A 16,545-nucleotide genomic window follows, 5' to 3' on the forward strand; every position below is an offset into this window, starting at 1 on the left:
TGGCTGGGGTTATTTTTATTTTGTTGTTTTCACTTGTTTTTTACTCGCTAGACTAATGGAAGCTTGGATTGAGGCAATTAACGGTACGACACAAACCGCCACTGCCAGTAAGACTAAAATCATTGGCGATAATTGCTGTAATTGAACAATCTTACTAATCGGGGCAAACTTTTGCAATGCCGTCCCCAATAACATTAAGACTAAAAAGACCATCGAAATACCATTAATCCCCAAAGCAAAAATCGCCGGCACTAAAATCACTAGATAGACAACCGTCACCATCACCGCTAACCCGATTACCACTAGATATAAGCCTAATTGCGCCCCACTAACAAGCAGTGAAAAGACTAACGCCAACACTAGATTGAATACGGTAATAGCTGCTAACAATAAGCCCATCGTCACATAACGCGCCAGTACCCATTCTTTCACACTAATTGGTAAAGTGCTAGAAAAATATAACCAATCTTCCTTATCATCTTGCATAAATAAAGGCATTGCTAATGATATCGAAAAGAAAATCGTTAAAATCATGCCAATAATAAGAGCTGGTTCTTGATAGAAATAAACAGCTGCTAGATAAATCGCTAAAGCCAGTAAGCTATAAAGTAAGCGGTATTTGTTTTTTAAAAATATTAAGTCCTTCATCATCATTCCACGCATTAGTTAGCCCCCTCCATCATTAATTCTTCTAAGTGATTAATTTGTTTTTGTTCTTCCAACTGACCATTTTTTAAATAAAATACTCGAGTCGTAATTTTTTCTAAATCACTTAAAATATGTGAGGATAGTAAAATCGTACAAGCATTATTTTTGGCATATGATTGTAGTTCCATTAATACTTCATGACGTGATACAGGATCCATGCCATTCGTTGCTTCATCTAATAAAATTAATTTTGCTTTACGACAAAATGCATAGGCGAAATTCAACTTAACTTTCATCCCTTGCGAAAAAGAAGCGATTTTTTTATCTAAAGGCAATTGATACTTAGTTAGATATTGAAAATATAAATCACTATCCCATTCAGAAAATACTCTACTAAAAATCATATCAATCTCTTTAACTGTCGCCGTTTCCGGTAAATAATTCTTATCTAAAATAATTGCCATTTGCGCCTTTTCAGCATCGTGATAGTCTTTATCCAAAAAAGTTTGCTGACCGTTTGTGGCTATTAAATTCTTAAAAATCAGATTAAATAGCGTTGTCTTACCAGCACCATTTTCACCGATTAAACCTACAATATCACCAGCATAAAAATCAAAATTCACATCTTTCAAACGGAAATCTTCTCTTTCAAAAGAAATATCCTTAAAACTTAATATCTTTTCCACCAAAAGCCTCCTAAAATTTAGTAATTTTTAAAAACCCATAAGAAATATAGCCTTCAATAATTGCACTAACTACAATCATACTTAATCCTAATAATAAAATTTTATATGAATTATACTTGTTTTTAATATGATACTGAATAGGTTTCATCCCTATTAATGCAGCTAAGAAAAAACCGAATAATTCTAACACACCATGAAATAATATTGATATCCCTTGTATTTGTAACGAAATTATCATAGGAGTATTTACACCTAATAAATACGCATTAGTTATAATTATACTATATGTACTGATTTTATTGAATAAAGAACCGCTACACATCAATATAAAAACAATAATATTATTGATTAATATTTTTTTATACAATATATTACTCTCACATCCACCATTGTCTATAATTACACTAGTTTGTTTAAAATATAACCAACCTATGCACAACGCTATCACATATGTAACGAAAAAAATGTTTTTTATATTCTTTATTTCTCTTTTATAATCAACAAACATCTCTATTATCTCCTACTAATAAAAATAATATATTACTATTATATCAATAATATACCAATATATTATTATTAAACTTTTATCTTTATTCGTTCCATTTATTTCTTTTGTTAATAAGCTAGCGAATATAATAACGCTTGCTATTTCAAACATATTTACTTTCATCAATATAACATTTATTAACTTACTAGAACTATATAGAAAGGCACTTAAACTTATATATGATTGACAGTTAACTCCATATAGAACTGTGAATAAATTATTTACAATCACTCCTAACAATATAGATGTATAAGAGATTATAGAAATTTTAAATATATTTCCTTTAGATACTTCAATATTAAATAACTTCATTAATGCATTAGCATATAAATATTTTTATTAGATATTCGCTTATTAAATCTTCCCCTTGAACTCTTACGTTTTGAGTAAATAACAAAAATGTTATGCTATTTACAATTAAAAAAAAATTAATAACTCATAACTAGTTTTATTTTCTTTCACTTGAAAACCTCCTTTAATGTCTAATTTATAATATATTACATAGATACTGCACCCATACCAGCTATAATAGCAGCAAACCACGGAGCAACAGCTACTCCTAAATAACTCAAGAATACGCCTTGTACTCCATATACAGTATTTACAACACTTAACGCTTCTGCTAATCCAGGAACTACCTTATATCCATAGTTTTGTAATACGCCTAAAATTTGTATTTCTCCACTAAATTGCACTACGCTTACTAACAGCACCATTGCGACTATTTTACCTAAAAAAGTCATGTTAAGTTTATTAAATTGTAACGTGTTCATGTTCTCACACCCTTTCACATTATACATATATCTAAAATATCTTCATAAGTACTAAAAACCACGCCCACATTTCGCTAACCTCTTTTTTACTTTTTACATAAACTACTATATTATAAATAGTGAAATTTAAAATATAATGTCTCATTTATGAGATTATTAACAAAAGGAGTATTTTATGACATATTATGGCGAACTAATTAATCAAATTAGAAAACAAAAAAATTTATCCGTTTCTTATTTAACCGAGGGGATTTTATCTAAAAGTCAATACTATAAATTCATTGCTAATACTTCAGAAATATCCATTAGTAAATTCGACAAATTATTAGCTCGTTTGGCTATTTCTAGCAATGAATTTTATCATCTCTATCAAGAACAACAACAAATAATCACTCTTCCAGTAATTATGAAAACTTTTGAACAACAAGATGTTTCAACCTTAATTCATCTGCACACACAACTAGAGCAACAATATCTTGAGCATAATAATATTCAAGATCACCATTTGCTCATTATTACGACCGCTTTAATTAAACGATTACAGCAAGATACTTCACCTAATCCTGATACACTTATCATAAAAAAATATCTCTTAAACGTTGAAGTATGGTCATATTATGAAATCTCTTTATTATCCAACACACTCTTTATGTTCGATTACTCTGACGTTCAATTACTGAGCCAACAGTTAATATCCAAAGCAAAGAAACTAACTTTCCAACAAAATAGTTTAGTAAAAATCATCTCTAATCTACTAATATTAAAAATACAACATAATGATTATAGGGAATTTGATAAATTAATTAATTATTTGAAGAAATGTAACATTCAAACGCTCGAAGCTCAAATATTACTTTATTTTTGGCAACAGGTTTACCTATATACTGTTTTGAATAATAAAGATGCCCTAAATAATTTACATCATTTAGTTGATTATCTAAAACAACTTCAAATCGCCCCACTAGTTTATTTACTAGAAAATATTATTTCTCAATTACCTTTACAAGATTCATAATTTCTGACTAATCCTCAAATAAGGGGGGAATCCCCCCTATAAATTCTACCCCACAAAAAAAGACCACTACCAAATAGTAGCAGTCCTTCATACTTAGTCTTCAGCTTTTAAGGCCTCAACCATTTTAATTTTTTTGAGTATTCGATGCATCATTAACATCACAATACTTGAAAAGATAATAGTTAATCCTCCAGCATATAAGTAACTTGGCCAAGCAATATGAATTGGGAATAATAAAGTATCAATTTCCGCTGTTTTCAATACAAAGAATAATAAAAAGTTCCCCAATATAAATCCTATTAAAATGCCTATTCCTAATAGAATCATCATCTCTTGGAAAATATACATACTTACTTCTTTTGGATAAAATCCTAACACCTTTATCGTTGATAATTCGCGTAAACGTTCAGATATATTAATATTACTCAAATTATATAATACAACAAAAGCCAGTAGCGCTGCCGAAATAACTAAAACAGTTGTAACGATATTTAAACTATCTACTGTTTTCGCAAAAGCTTCTACTGCTTGCCCCATTACATGAACACTTGCGACACCTGGTTTTTCTTTTAACTCTTTAGCAATCTTAGTCTCTTGCTCTTTATTAAGATGTGTGGTGATAAATAGACTATTATCACTATCTTCATCCCCCATTACAATACGATAATACTCGGGACTCATATATAGCCAGTGTTCGACATAGTTTTTAGTAATTCCTGCAATCTGAATGGAATATTCTTCACCAGACAAATCTGTTAAAATTAATTCTTGTCCTACTGTTCCACCTAACATTTGGGCTAATTTTTCTGTTATGATGACCCCTTCATCTGGTAGGGATAATGCTGTTTTTGTTTTTGCATCTGTTATTGTTACAATTTGTGGTAATTCTTCTGGTGCAACACCTAAAACATTTACAAATTGATTATTTTTTTTAGGTATTTTTATTTCGAGCTTATCAAAAGACGTTTTAGCTACAGATTCAATGCCGTCAATCTCTTTTATTTGGCTTTGTAAATCAAGATATTCTTTGGGTGTACTATCTGAATCTACTGCAACAATCATCGAATAATGCATAATATCCTCAAATTGCTTCGTTTCTAATCCACTAATGGAATCTTTAATACCAAAACCTGTTAAAATTAAAGCGGTACACCCGGCTACTCCTAGAACTGTCATAGTATTGCGCCCTTTATAGCGGAAGATATTGCGCATGGTGATCTTTTGGTTAAAACTCATTCGTGACCATACAAAACCAACTTTTTCTAATAAAATACGGTGACCTGTTTTAGGTGGTTTTGGTCGTAATAATTGTGCCCCTGTTTCTTTTAGAGTGCGATGTAACGCAATCCATACTGCTCCAACTGTACAGATTAACGCTAGACCAATTGATAAGATACTCAATGATACATCATAACACACACTTATCTCACCAATATGATACATTCCTTTATACGCATTAAAAATGACTCGTGGGAATAATTGTTGCCCCACAAATATCCCTGCCACTGAACCGATAATTGCAGCTAAGATTGCATACATTACATATTTTTGAGCAATAGCAATATTACGATACCCTAAACCTTTATAAATCCCAATAATTGTTCTTTGTTCCACTACCATTCGTTTCATTGCTGAAAAACTTATTAAAGCCGCTACAAAGAAAAAGAAAACTGGGAAAACTTGTGCAATCGCAGCTACACGACTAGCATTTGATTCAAATTCTTGATAGCCAGGATTAACTGTTCGATCAAAATAATAATAGTCTGGAGATTTTAAATCCGCTACTTTTTGCTTAGCTTCATTAATATCCGCCTTCGCTTGATCGATTTTAGCTTTAGCATCTACCGTTTTTGCATCGTATTCTGCTTGTCCTGTCGCTAATTCATCTGTTGCTTCTTGTAGTTTTTGCCATGCATTTTGCAATTCGATACGACCGGTTTGTTCTTGTTCTTTTAAAGTTTGTTGTCCTTGCTCTAATTCTTTTTGTCCCTTATCAATTGAAGTTTTAGCTGTTTCTAATTGATTTTTAGCATTTTCTAATTGTGCAAAACCATCCGATAGCTTGATTTTTCCTTGTTCTAATTCTGCTCCAGCTGCTGCTATCTGGCTTTCGTTTGGTGCTAAGATACTAGCGACTTCTTGATAAGTAAATTCACCGATAGCATAGTATTGGAATAGTTGTTGCCAAGCTTCCTGACTGCCACTAGTTGCTTGTTGTATTAAAGTAGTCTTTTCGTCTAGTGTTAATTGTGGTTCTAGCGGCGGATTAGGATTGTTTGGCATACTATCCAATTGTTGGCGTAAGTTGGTAATTTTTTCTTTTTGTGCTAATAATTCTTGTTCTTTTGCTTCTAATGTAGCTTTTGATTGATTTAATTGATCTAAGTTAGCTTGATATTCTGCTAAACTTTGATTTAATTCTTGTTGCGCTGTTTGTAATTTTTGCTGGTTAAAAACGATTTTTTGTTTTCCATTAGCAATTTCTGTTTCAAATTTTTGTTTGTTTTTAAAATATTCTTCCTTACCATCCGCTATTTTTTGAGCGCCATCTACTAGCTCTTGTTTAGCATCTAATAATTCTTGCTCCTTCGATTGTAAAGTAGTTTCCGCTTTATCAATTTCTTCTTGAGCCGTTTGTTTAATTTCTTCGATGCGTTTATCCGGTTGCGCTTGTAATACTTGTTCCAAGCGATTGATTTCTTGAGCCACAGCATCATTATAAACATCTTGATAAGCTTGTCCAGGACGCTCTTTAAAGCGCAAATAAGCTTGTGAATAAATCGTAGCGCTAATATCTTCTGGTACAACATAAGCAAATCCAGCCACTGTGGAATCTCCCGGTATTGAACGGTCAAAATATTGAATATAAATAGGCGAATGAACAAATCCCACTACTGTAAACTCTTTTTTTTCTAGGGTTGGCGCTTCATTTGCAAGAGTACTTTCTTCCAATGTATCCTCAAATTGAATCACATCACCTAGTTGATATTTCGCCATAATCTCTCGACTAGCATCCAAGACAATCTCACCGGATACTGTTGGCAAACGCCCCTCTACAAGTGTTAATTGATTAATTGCTTCATTGGGTAAACGGTCAATCGCTAATGTTAATGAACTATCTACTAATGAACTGGTCAAACTAACACTTGGCATAACCACTAGATTTTCTTGTTCTGCTAATAAATCAATATCGTCCTCTGTTAAGCCCATCGTTGACATAATATGAATATCCGCTAGAGCTTGTTGTTCATAATAATCTTGGGCTGTTTTTATCATATCAGGACCAGTTGCTCGAATCCCTGCAAAAAAAGCAATCCCTAAAAATATAATTAATAAAATTGATAAAAACTTCGGAAAGGTTTTACGAATTTCTTGCAGACAATCTTTCCATAATGCCTTCTTTTTCATCCGACTCCCCCCTACCAATCTAGTTCATCAACAGTTGCCGGTACTTCATGAAATGTGATACTTTCAACTTTTCCGTCATTGATACGAATCACACGGTCAGCTAATTTGGCAATCTCTTGATTATGGGTAATCACAATAACCGTAGTCTTTAATATAATACAAGTATCACGCAATAATTGTAGTACTTGTTTCCCTGTTTCAATATCTAGTGCTCCAGTTGGTTCATCGCATAAGAGTAATTTTGGATTTTTGGCGACAGCTCTAGCAATTGATACCCTTTGTTGCTCTCCGCCTGATAATTCAGCTGGGAAATGATCTAATTTATCTTTTAATCCAACACTTTCTAATACGCTCACTGGATTTTTTGCGTTGGGCGATATTTGAACTGCTAATTCCACATTCTCCTTAGCTGTTAAATTCGGCACTAAATTATAATTTTGAAAAATAAAACCGACTGCTTCACGGCGATAAGTGGTTAACTGATAATCATCAAACTCACTAATATCTTGCCCATCAACAATAATCTTTCCTGATGTTGGTGTATCCATACCGCCTAATATATTTAATACAGTTGATTTCCCCGCACCCGATGGACCTAAAATAACAACAAACTCCCCTTCCTCAATCTCAAAAGAAATGTGGTCATTTGCGATGGTCTTAGCTTCACCTGTACCATAAATTTTTGATTCATCTTGAATTGAAATATACGTCATTATTATCACCTTCTCACTATCTATATATTCTCTCAACTATATTATACTACAAAAGCGCTTTCTTTACTTGACTTAAAATTTTAAAAATCTACAAAAATACCTACTTGTTTACATATTAAAAAAGCCATCACTCTACCGAAGTAAAATGGTGACTTGTATTATTATTTATCTAATTGTATAAAGCGAACTTTTAAATAGTCACTTACTGGTGTATGTGGTGCTGACGGGAAATCTTCCGGCAAACCTAATTTATGTAGGATGCGGTAATTTCTACCAGATGGTTGAATCCCTTCTTCAATCATACGATCAAACTCTTTTGTGGTAACATTAGCTGCATTTGTTGATAAGACTAAGATTCCACCGCATTTGACTAATGGTACTAATTCTTCTACTAATGTTGGATAATCTTTAGCAACTGAGAATGTACGTTTTTTCGTTCTAGCAAAACTTGGTGGATCCACCACTACAATATCAAAGTCAAGTTCTTTACGATTTGCATATTTAATATATTCAAAAACATCCATTACATAGATTTTTTGGTCTTCTGCTTCTAAGCCATTCACTGTAAATTGTTCACGTGTTTTTGATAGACTACGCTTAGCAACATCGACACTAGTAGTATGAGTTGCTCCACCCATTGCACTAGCAACTGAGAAAGCACCTGTATAACTGAAAGTATTTAAGACTGTCTTACCTGCGCTATAGTTTTCCATTAATAAACGACGGACATCACGTTGATCTAAAAAGATACCAGTCATCAGCCCTTCATTTAAATAAGTTGCATATTGCACATTATTTTCTTTGACCATTAAAGGTTCTGGAGCTTCTTGTCCTCCAACAAAACGTGAGATTTCTAAATCTGATTGAAAACGAACTTTTTCATAAATCCCTTTAATACCATCAACTGAATGTAAACATGCTGTCATGATTAATTCACGATAAATATAAATTCCTTCACTATACCATGAGAAGACTAAATACCCATCATATGAATCAATTGTCACCCCACCAAAACCATCGCCTTCACCATTAAATAAACGAAAAGCATTTGTAGCTTCATCATTTAATAATGATTGACGATGATCAATTGCGTGATGGAATAAATCTTGAAAAAATTCTTCTGTTAATGTTGCATTTTTATCTTTACTAAAAATCCAGGCAATCCCTTTATTTTGTGTACCAACATAAGCTGTTCCTAAGAATTGTTGACGTTCATCAACAACACTAACAATATCACCTTCATTACAAATTGGTTCTTGTGCCAAATCATCAATACGAATCAGTGGACTTCCTTTTCTAATTTGACTAGCAGCTCTTCTACGTACCATTAATTGTTTCATTTATTTTCTCCTTTAAGAATTCTTATTAGTATTCTTTTAATAATTTTATATAGTTGATATCCAATGATTGATCCCAATGTATTCCAAATCACATCATCAATATGCGTGACACCTGTTAAAAATAAAAATTGTAATGTTTCGATTGATAACGATACTAAAGCCCCCATATAAAAAGCTTTTTTCATTGTATGTTCCTTAGATAACCTACCAACAAACCACCCCAATGGTACAAACCATGCCACATTCCCTAAAATATTATAAAGAATGGAAAAGACTGAATCTCCATAGAGTAAGTGGATACTGTCAATAAATGGAACTAAGTGAATATCTTCTATTGTATGCTTTACTACTTTAACAGAAAAAATAGTCATTGGATAACGAAAGACTGTTAATTCAAATAATAAAATAATATAAAACACACAAAATAGTAATGGATAACTCCTTTTTAGTTGTTCCCATACTTTTTTATGATTTAGCAAGCAATAACTAAACCATACACCTAACCATAAAAAGAATAAGACGAATGCTTGATCAAGACTATGAACAACCAAACGAATTAAAGGAAAATGATTAATTTTACCTGAAAACATCTGTTCTAGCCATAAATATAATGACTCTAAAAAAAACATTACAGTTCCCCTTTTTTATTTTCGCATATATGTTTTGGAAACTTAATAATAAAACTAGTTCCCTTGCCTTTTTGACTATGAACCGAAATATCACCACCATGACTTGTGACTAGCGACTTCACAATGGCTAATCCGATACCTGATTCACCATATTTAGTACTTTTACGTGAGATATCTGCTTTATAAAATCTTTCCCAAATAGCATCAATTTTATCAGCTTCAATCCCAATACCAGTATCATGAATAGCTAATATATCGTTATTTTTATCGCTCCATGTTTTTAAAGTGATGGTTCCATGATCAGTAAATTGAATAGCATTTTTAACAAGATTAACGACGATTTGGATAAAGCGATCATAATCCGCATAAATGGTAAAATCATCTTCACAATGAATAACTAATTGATCATCTTTTTTATCAGCTAGTTCTTGTAATTGTAAGACAACATTTTGTAATGCTGGCTTCACGGGTATCTCTTGCTTCACTAGAACAATTTCATTAGCACGAATTTTTTCATAATCTAAATTCTCATTCACTAAGCGGGTTAACCGTTGGGTTTCTTTACAAATTAAATCCAAACTTCTAGCCTTTTTATCTTCTGGAATCATATCATAAAGTAAACCTTCTAATAAACCGTTCATTGTTGTCAATGGTGTACGCATTTCATGAGCAACATCCATTAATAATTGTCTTCTTAATGTTTCTTGGCGCTCTATTTCTTGTTCTGATTTGCGTAATGAATTCGCCATTTGATTAAACGATACTGCTAAGTAATCAATTTCATCTTTGGTAGCGTGTGGCACACTAACATCAAAGTTCCCATCAGCGATTTGCTGTGTAGCTTTACGTAATTGTTCAATGCGCTTCGTTTGATACCTAGCAAAAACAAAACTAACCAAAATCCCAAAGACACTCGCTATGCCAAATGCAACTAAAATACTATTTTGTAAATCAGTTAATTGATGTTGTAATTGACTTAAAGGGGAACCAATCGCAATAAAACCAGTATATTTTTGTTGCTTGAAAATCGGATAATAAATTAATACCAATTCCTTTTCTTGCCCATCAAAATTTTGTTTTACTTGCTTCATTGCAATAATATCACCATCTTTCATTTGACGAATTTCCTTATCTGTTAAATTACTTTTAAAGGCATAATTCGTTTTGGGATAAGTCATTATATTATATTGGTCGAATTGCGCAATTTGAATCGTATTATCTTCTAAAATATTCAAATTTTGTTCAACAGTTGCTACATCTAAATTTTGATTAATAATTGTTTCCGCATAACCTGATAATTTATGCGACAAATTACTGTAAATACTATCAATCGTAAAATTGTAAACTAAGCCTCCACATAATAAAATTGTAATCAAAACAATCGATAAACAGGCCAATAATTGTTGATAGAAATACTTCATCCACTTATACTCCTAAATCATCAAATTTATATCCAATACCCCATACTGTTTGAATTACTTGCGGTCCAACAGCTTCTATTTTTTGACGCAATTTTTTAATATGGGCATCAATGGTTCGTTCATCTCCAAAGAAAGGTTCTTCCCAAATTGTGGTTAGCAAATGCTCTCTTGAAAACACTTGACGTGGATGTTTGGCCATCACAACCAATAAATCAAACTCTTTAGGTGTAAGGGCTTCTATTTTATGACCATTAATAAATGCCTCATGTGTTTTAGTATTAATCGCTACATGAGTGGTTTCAACATCAAATTCATTTTGGATTGTATCTACTTTTTTGCCAGAACGTTGCACACGACGATGTAATGCTTTGATTCTAGCCATCATTGTTAATGGGCTAAATGGTTTGGTAACATAATCATCCGCCCCCATTTCCAAGCCAATTACTTGGTTACTTTCTGAATCTCTTGCAGTTAGCATAATAATTGGAACATCTTCGTTCACTTGTCGAATTGAGCGACAAATCTGCATTCCATCCATTGAAGGTAAATTTAAATCTAAAATAATTAAATCCCAATTTGAAGGCTTCATTATAAAAGCCTCATAACCTTCTTTACCATCATGATAAAATGCTGCATTCCAACTCTCTTTTTCAAAAAACATTCCCATCATTTCACAAACTGCTTCATTATCTTCAATCATTAAAATATCCATTTTGTCACTCCTTTCTACAATTCTTACAATCTTATTATACTACATCTTTTTTAAGATAGACCGTTTTCTAAAAGTAAAATTAACTTTTTCATAACAAAAGTCTACCCTAGCTAATAATGCTTAAAGTAGACTTTACTAATTTTAGCTGTTACCTTAACTTTCTTCTAGTGAATCAATTTCAAATTGACGTAAAAATTCTTCATCTTTATGTAAGTCATCACCTTTATGTAATGGTTCTAAAAATTCAACATATTCAACTACTACTTCAACTACGTACACCTGTTGCTCTTGCTTATTCAAGTAAGAACGACTTTGCAAATGACCTACTATCCCAATTTTTTGTCCTTTTTCCACATAGCGATACAGTTGTTCAGCAACCGCTCCCCAAGCAACAATTGGAATAAAATCTGCTCCTCCATTTTTACTATCTCTTTTAAAGCGATTAATAGCTAATGAATTATTCATTACAACCGTCTCATTACAATCCTTTAATACAATTGGGCGTACAACTCTTCCAATTAATGATACTTGATTCATGTTCATTCCACCTTTTCTAAATAGTTTTTTATTGTTCTACTTAGTTATACGTGAAATTTAGCTATTTATTTTTTTAATAACAAAATTTATACACTTGTTGGTTCAGTTTTTTTAGATTCTGATTTTAACCGTTCTGCAATTTCTGATAATTTTCTTAAGCGATGGTTAACACCTGATTTTGAAATACCACCATTTGGCATCATTAATCCTAATTCTTTTAAACTAATATCTGGATTTTCAACACGAACTTGTGCCATTTCTTGTAATTTAATTGGTAATTTTTCAATTCCAATAATTTCATCAATATATTTAATTTCTTCAATTTGGCGACTAGCTGCATTTACAACTTTATTAATATTGGCATTTTCACAATTGACTAAACGGTTAACAGAATTACGCATATCACGAACAATTCGCACATCTTCAAATTTCATCATGGCATTACTAGCGCCAATTAACGCTAAAAAGTCAGCAATTTTTTCAGCTTCTTTTAAATAGGTAATATACCCATTACGTCGCTCAATTGTTCGAGCATTCAAACCAAATGAATTCATCATTGTACAAATATCATCATTATGATCTTCATAGTTTGAATAGATTTCTAAATGATAGCGACTAGTTTCAGGATTATTAACCGAACCTCCCGCTAAAAATGCTCCACGTAAATAAGAGCGAATTTTTTGCTCATTTTCCATAATTAACGTCGAGACATGAGTTGAAAATGTTAAGCCACTCATAATCCCTAAATCAGCCAAAACTTCTTGTGTTCCTTGTTTTAAACGCACAATATAGACATTATTTTTCTTTAATTTCATTTTCCGACGAACTAATAATTCACTTTCCATATCATAATGTTTTTTAAGCAAGATATACATTCGTCGAGCAATTGCTGCATTTTCGGTTTGAACATTTAATACAAATTGTCGATTAAAAATACTAACCGTCCCGTTCATCCGAATTAGTGCTGCTAATTCTGCTTTAGCATGTTCTAAATGTACTTCTAAATGAGTTAATTCAATTTTTGTTTCTGAAGCAAAAGACATAATTAGCCCCCTTTCATTTTAATGTACTTTATGATTATTGCATTCGTTGATTTGTTGAACTTAATAAAGTATATACTTCATCAATTACTTTAGCACCATCATGATAAACACCTGAATCTTTTAACTGTATAAATTCTGATGAAATCACATGACAACCTTGTTCACGCAAGCCATTAAAATCATACTTCACTTGGTATAGATACTCTTCATTTTTTTGTTGATTTAAATATTCATCTGGTACTGATTCGGTATTAACAATTACTGTATCAATAAAATTCTTCCCTAAATGTTCATGCAAGACACGTACATGGTCAGCATCTGTAAAATGCTCTGTCTCGCCTAATTGAGTCATAATATTACAAATATATAAGACTTCTGCTTTTGTTTCACAGACGGCTTTACCAATATCTTCAATCATTAAGTTGGGTAAAATACTAGTATATAAACTACCTGGTCCAATAACTACCATATCTGATTCTAGGATCGCATCTACTACGGCTTTTGCTGGCGTTGGTTTTTTAGTCTCATCATAAGAATGAACCGTTACACGCTCAATCGGTTTACGATATTTGGCTAAATGTGATTCTCCTAAAACTTCTGTACCATCCTTAAATGTAGCTTTTAACAATAATGGTTCCTCAGCAGCAGGGTAAATATGCCCATCAATTTGCATCATATCTGATAAAATACGTACTGCTTCAAAAATATTATTTCCTTTCATTTCCGTTAAGGCTGCAATAATTAAATTCCCAATCGCATGTCCTGCAAAAAATTTATCATCTGAATTAAAACGATATTGGAAAATTTCCTTCTTCATTGATTCCATTGGTGATAAAGCAATCATACAGTTACGAATATCACCAGGTGGCACAATATTAATATAATCACGAATAACCCCAGAACTACCACCATCATCAGCTACTGTGACAATTGCAGTGACATCGGCCTTGCGTTTACGTAATTGTCTTAATAATACTGGTAATCCTGTTCCGCCACCAATCACCGTTATTTTAGGTGATTTTCTTTTATTAGTTTTTATTTCCGAAATAAACGTTTGATCTTTTTCTTCCATCTCCATTATGATCGACCATTCCCTTCTTTACGCTTATCTTTATCACGATGAGAAATCGTTACATTATAAGCATCCGACATTAATTCCCGACCAGTTCTTTCAGTTAAGGCTACTGAACGATGTTGTCCTCCTGTACATCCAATTGCAATAGTGACACTAGTTTTTCCTTCTTTTTTATAACCTGGAATGACAAAATCTAATAAGTCAATAAATTTATTATAAAAGGTTTTTGTTTCCGGTTGTGTCATAACATACTCATAGACTGGTTGATCTAAGCCAGTTAATGGACGTAATTCAGCAACATAATGAGGATTTGGTAAAAATCTTACATCCATCACAATATCCGCATCAATAGGAATCCCATATTTAAAGCCAAATGACATCACATGAATAGTAAAGACATCCGCATCTGTCTTGGCAAAAGTTTTCATAATTTCTTCTCTTAATTGGCGTGGGGATAATTGGGTTGTATCAATTACTTTTTGAGCACGCACTTTAATATCTTGTAATAACTGACGCTCGGCAATAATCCCATCATAAATACGCCCTTCTGTTGCTAATGGGTGCGTACGACGCGTTTCTTTATAACGAGATACCAGAGAATCATCACTAGCTTCTAAAAACAAAATTTTTGTAGTAATAAATGATGTATTTTCTAATCCAATAATTGAATTCATAATTTCATCGAAAAATGCACGTGAACGTAAATCGATTACTAAACAAATTTTAGAAATTTTATCTGATTCTTTTACTAATTCCCAAAATTTTGGTAATAAACTTGGTGGCATATTATCTACACAGAAATATCCCATATCTTCAAAGCTTTGCATGGCAACTGTTTTTCCCGCTCCACTCATACCTGTAATAACTACTAATTCTAATTGTTCAACCATCTATCTTAACGCTCCTTTAAGAATAATTTCAATCATCCTTTATAATAACACATCCGGGTGTATCATTGTTAGTTTTAGCTAAAACATTTTATTTTCTTATACAATTTTGTACCGTTCTCTCAATTTTATTTATTATAAGCAGATGTCTTTACTTTATTTTTATAGTTATTTATAATAATTATAAATAACTATATTATATTATTGGAGGTTTTATTATGTCATTAATTGGAAAAACAATTGAAGAATTTAACGCCCAAGCTTACCATCAAGGTGAATTTGTTAGCGTATCAAATGAAACATTTAACGGTCAATGGAGCATCCTTTGCTTCTATCCTGCTGACTTTACATTTGTCTGCCCTACTGAATTAGCAGATTTGCAAGATCAATACCACGCTTTAAAAGAATTAGGTGTGGAAGTTTATTCATGTTCAACAGATACTCACTTCACTCATAAAGCTTGGCATGATTCATCAGATGCTATCTCAAAAATTGAATACTTTATGATTGGCGACCCTTCTCACAAAATTTCTCGTGCTTTCGATGTCTTAGAGGAAGAAGATGGCTTAGCTCAACGCGGCACTTTCATTATCGATCCAGATGGCGTTGTACAAGCAATGGAAATTAATGCTGGTGGTATCGGTCGTGACGCAAGTGCTTTAATTGATAAAATTAAAGCAGCTCAATATGTTCGCAAACACCCAGGTGAAGTTTGTCCAGCTAAATGGAAAGAAACTGGCGAAACATTAAAACCTTCATTTGATTTAGTAGGAAAAATTTAAGAGGTGACTATATGTTAGATAACGAGACAAAACAACAATTGCAACAATATCTAGAATTACTAGACGCTCCAATTATTTTGTCTGCTAGTTTATCTGAAGAAGATTCATCACAAAAAATGCGTAACTTTTTAGAAGAAGTCAGCGCATTATCACCTAAAATCACACTAGAAGAACAAGTTTTACCGTATACTCCTAGTTTTGAAATTAAGCAAGCAAACAGTTCCAGCGAAGTTATTTTCGCTGGAATTCCTTTAGGTCATGAATTTTCTTCATTTGTATTAGCACTATTACAAGTTAGTGGACGCGCTCCAAAAATCGATGAGGCATTA

The 16,545-nt window shown here is 32.3% G+C and carries 16 protein-coding genes and 1 pseudogene; 3 read left to right on the top strand and 14 right to left on the bottom strand.

What is annotated here, in order from left to right:
* Positions 1 to 15: 15 nt before the first annotated feature.
* The 4 genes from BMX09_RS06335 to BMX09_RS06350 all read right to left on the bottom strand — a co-directional run bounded on the left by BMX09_RS06335 (position 16) and on the right by BMX09_RS06350 (position 2,654).
* Entirely contained in the window at positions 16 to 663 is a 648-nt protein-coding gene (locus BMX09_RS06335) for an ABC-2 transporter permease (protein ID WP_089746885.1), read from the bottom strand.
* Positions 663 to 1,334, bottom strand: a complete 672-nt coding sequence (locus BMX09_RS06340; RefSeq protein WP_089746887.1) for an ATP-binding cassette domain-containing protein — start codon at positions 1,332 to 1,334, stop codon at positions 663 to 665. The genes BMX09_RS06335 and BMX09_RS06340 overlap by 1 nt, the downstream gene beginning before the upstream one ends.
* A gap of 10 nt (positions 1,335 to 1,344) precedes the next feature.
* The gene (locus BMX09_RS06345; protein ID WP_089746889.1) at positions 1,345 to 1,842 is read right to left on the bottom strand and encodes a stage II sporulation protein M; all 498 of its coding nucleotides are present in this window, start codon (positions 1,840 to 1,842) and stop codon (positions 1,345 to 1,347) included.
* Between the two features lie 536 nt (positions 1,843 to 2,378).
* The gene (locus BMX09_RS06350) at positions 2,379 to 2,654 is read right to left on the bottom strand and encodes a hypothetical protein (RefSeq protein WP_089746892.1); all 276 of its coding nucleotides are present in this window, start codon (positions 2,652 to 2,654) and stop codon (positions 2,379 to 2,381) included.
* Positions 2,655 to 2,829: 175 nt separating this feature from the next.
* Here BMX09_RS06350 and BMX09_RS06355 point away from each other — a divergent pair, with 175 nt between their 5' ends.
* The gene (locus tag BMX09_RS06355; RefSeq protein ID WP_089746894.1) at positions 2,830 to 3,669 is read left to right on the top strand and encodes an Rgg/GadR/MutR family transcriptional regulator; all 840 of its coding nucleotides are present in this window, start codon (positions 2,830 to 2,832) and stop codon (positions 3,667 to 3,669) included.
* 93 nt (positions 3,670 to 3,762) lie between these two features.
* Here the strand turns inward: BMX09_RS06355 and BMX09_RS06360 are convergent, their stop codons facing one another.
* The 10 genes from BMX09_RS06360 to rapZ form a co-directional block, all read right to left on the bottom strand.
* Positions 3,763 to 7,077 (bottom strand): ABC transporter permease, encoded by a 3,315-nt coding sequence (locus BMX09_RS06360; protein WP_089746896.1) that lies wholly within the window; start codon positions 7,075 to 7,077, stop codon positions 3,763 to 3,765.
* 11 nt (positions 7,078 to 7,088) lie between these two features.
* Entirely contained in the window at positions 7,089 to 7,790 is a 702-nt protein-coding gene (locus BMX09_RS06365) for an ABC transporter ATP-binding protein (protein ID WP_089746898.1), read from the bottom strand.
* Between the two features lie 161 nt (positions 7,791 to 7,951).
* The gene (locus tag BMX09_RS06370) at positions 7,952 to 9,130 is read right to left on the bottom strand and encodes a class I SAM-dependent rRNA methyltransferase (RefSeq protein ID WP_089746901.1); all 1,179 of its coding nucleotides are present in this window, start codon (positions 9,128 to 9,130) and stop codon (positions 7,952 to 7,954) included.
* Positions 9,127 to 9,759 (bottom strand): VanZ family protein, encoded by a 633-nt coding sequence (locus tag BMX09_RS06375; RefSeq protein ID WP_089746903.1) that lies wholly within the window; start codon positions 9,757 to 9,759, stop codon positions 9,127 to 9,129. Before BMX09_RS06375 ends, BMX09_RS06370 begins: the two co-directional genes overlap by 4 nt.
* Positions 9,759 to 11,180: a sensor histidine kinase gene (locus tag BMX09_RS06380; RefSeq protein ID WP_089746905.1), complete on the bottom strand. Its 1,422-nt coding sequence runs from the start codon at positions 11,178 to 11,180 to the stop codon at positions 9,759 to 9,761. The genes BMX09_RS06375 and BMX09_RS06380 overlap by 1 nt, the downstream gene beginning before the upstream one ends.
* Positions 11,181 to 11,184: 4 nt before the next feature.
* Positions 11,185 to 11,892, bottom strand: a complete 708-nt coding sequence (locus BMX09_RS06385; protein ID WP_089746907.1) for a response regulator transcription factor — start codon at positions 11,890 to 11,892, stop codon at positions 11,185 to 11,187.
* A gap of 153 nt (positions 11,893 to 12,045) precedes the next feature.
* Complete coding sequence (locus BMX09_RS06390) at positions 12,046 to 12,429, bottom strand: single-stranded DNA-binding protein (protein ID WP_089746909.1); 384 nt, start codon at positions 12,427 to 12,429, stop codon at positions 12,046 to 12,048.
* An 86-nt stretch (positions 12,430 to 12,515) separates the two neighbouring features.
* A complete protein-coding gene (whiA, locus tag BMX09_RS06395; protein WP_089746911.1) occupies positions 12,516 to 13,472 on the bottom strand; it encodes a DNA-binding protein WhiA in 957 nt (318 codons plus the stop codon).
* 34 nt (positions 13,473 to 13,506) lie between these two features.
* Entirely contained in the window at positions 13,507 to 14,544 is a 1,038-nt protein-coding gene (locus BMX09_RS06400) for a gluconeogenesis factor YvcK family protein (RefSeq protein WP_089746921.1), read from the bottom strand.
* Positions 14,545 to 14,549: 5 nt separating this feature from the next.
* Positions 14,550 to 15,437 (bottom strand): RNase adapter RapZ, encoded by an 888-nt coding sequence (gene rapZ / locus BMX09_RS06405; protein ID WP_089746913.1) that lies wholly within the window; start codon positions 15,435 to 15,437, stop codon positions 14,550 to 14,552.
* A gap of 215 nt (positions 15,438 to 15,652) precedes the next feature.
* Here rapZ and ahpC point away from each other — a divergent pair, with 215 nt between their 5' ends.
* Together ahpC and BMX09_RS06415 are read left to right on the top strand one after the other, a co-directional pair.
* Positions 15,653 to 16,216, top strand: coding sequence for an alkyl hydroperoxide reductase subunit C (gene ahpC, locus BMX09_RS06410; protein WP_089746915.1), 564 nt, complete (start codon positions 15,653 to 15,655; stop codon positions 16,214 to 16,216).
* An 11-nt stretch (positions 16,217 to 16,227) separates the two neighbouring features.
* Positions 16,228 to 16,545: pseudogene (locus BMX09_RS06415) on the top strand (alkyl hydroperoxide reductase subunit F); the annotation flags it as partial.

Origin of the sequence: Granulicatella balaenopterae (assembly GCF_900111135.1) — a bacterium.
Lineage (GTDB): Bacteria > Bacillota > Bacilli > Lactobacillales > Aerococcaceae > Granulicatella > Granulicatella balaenopterae.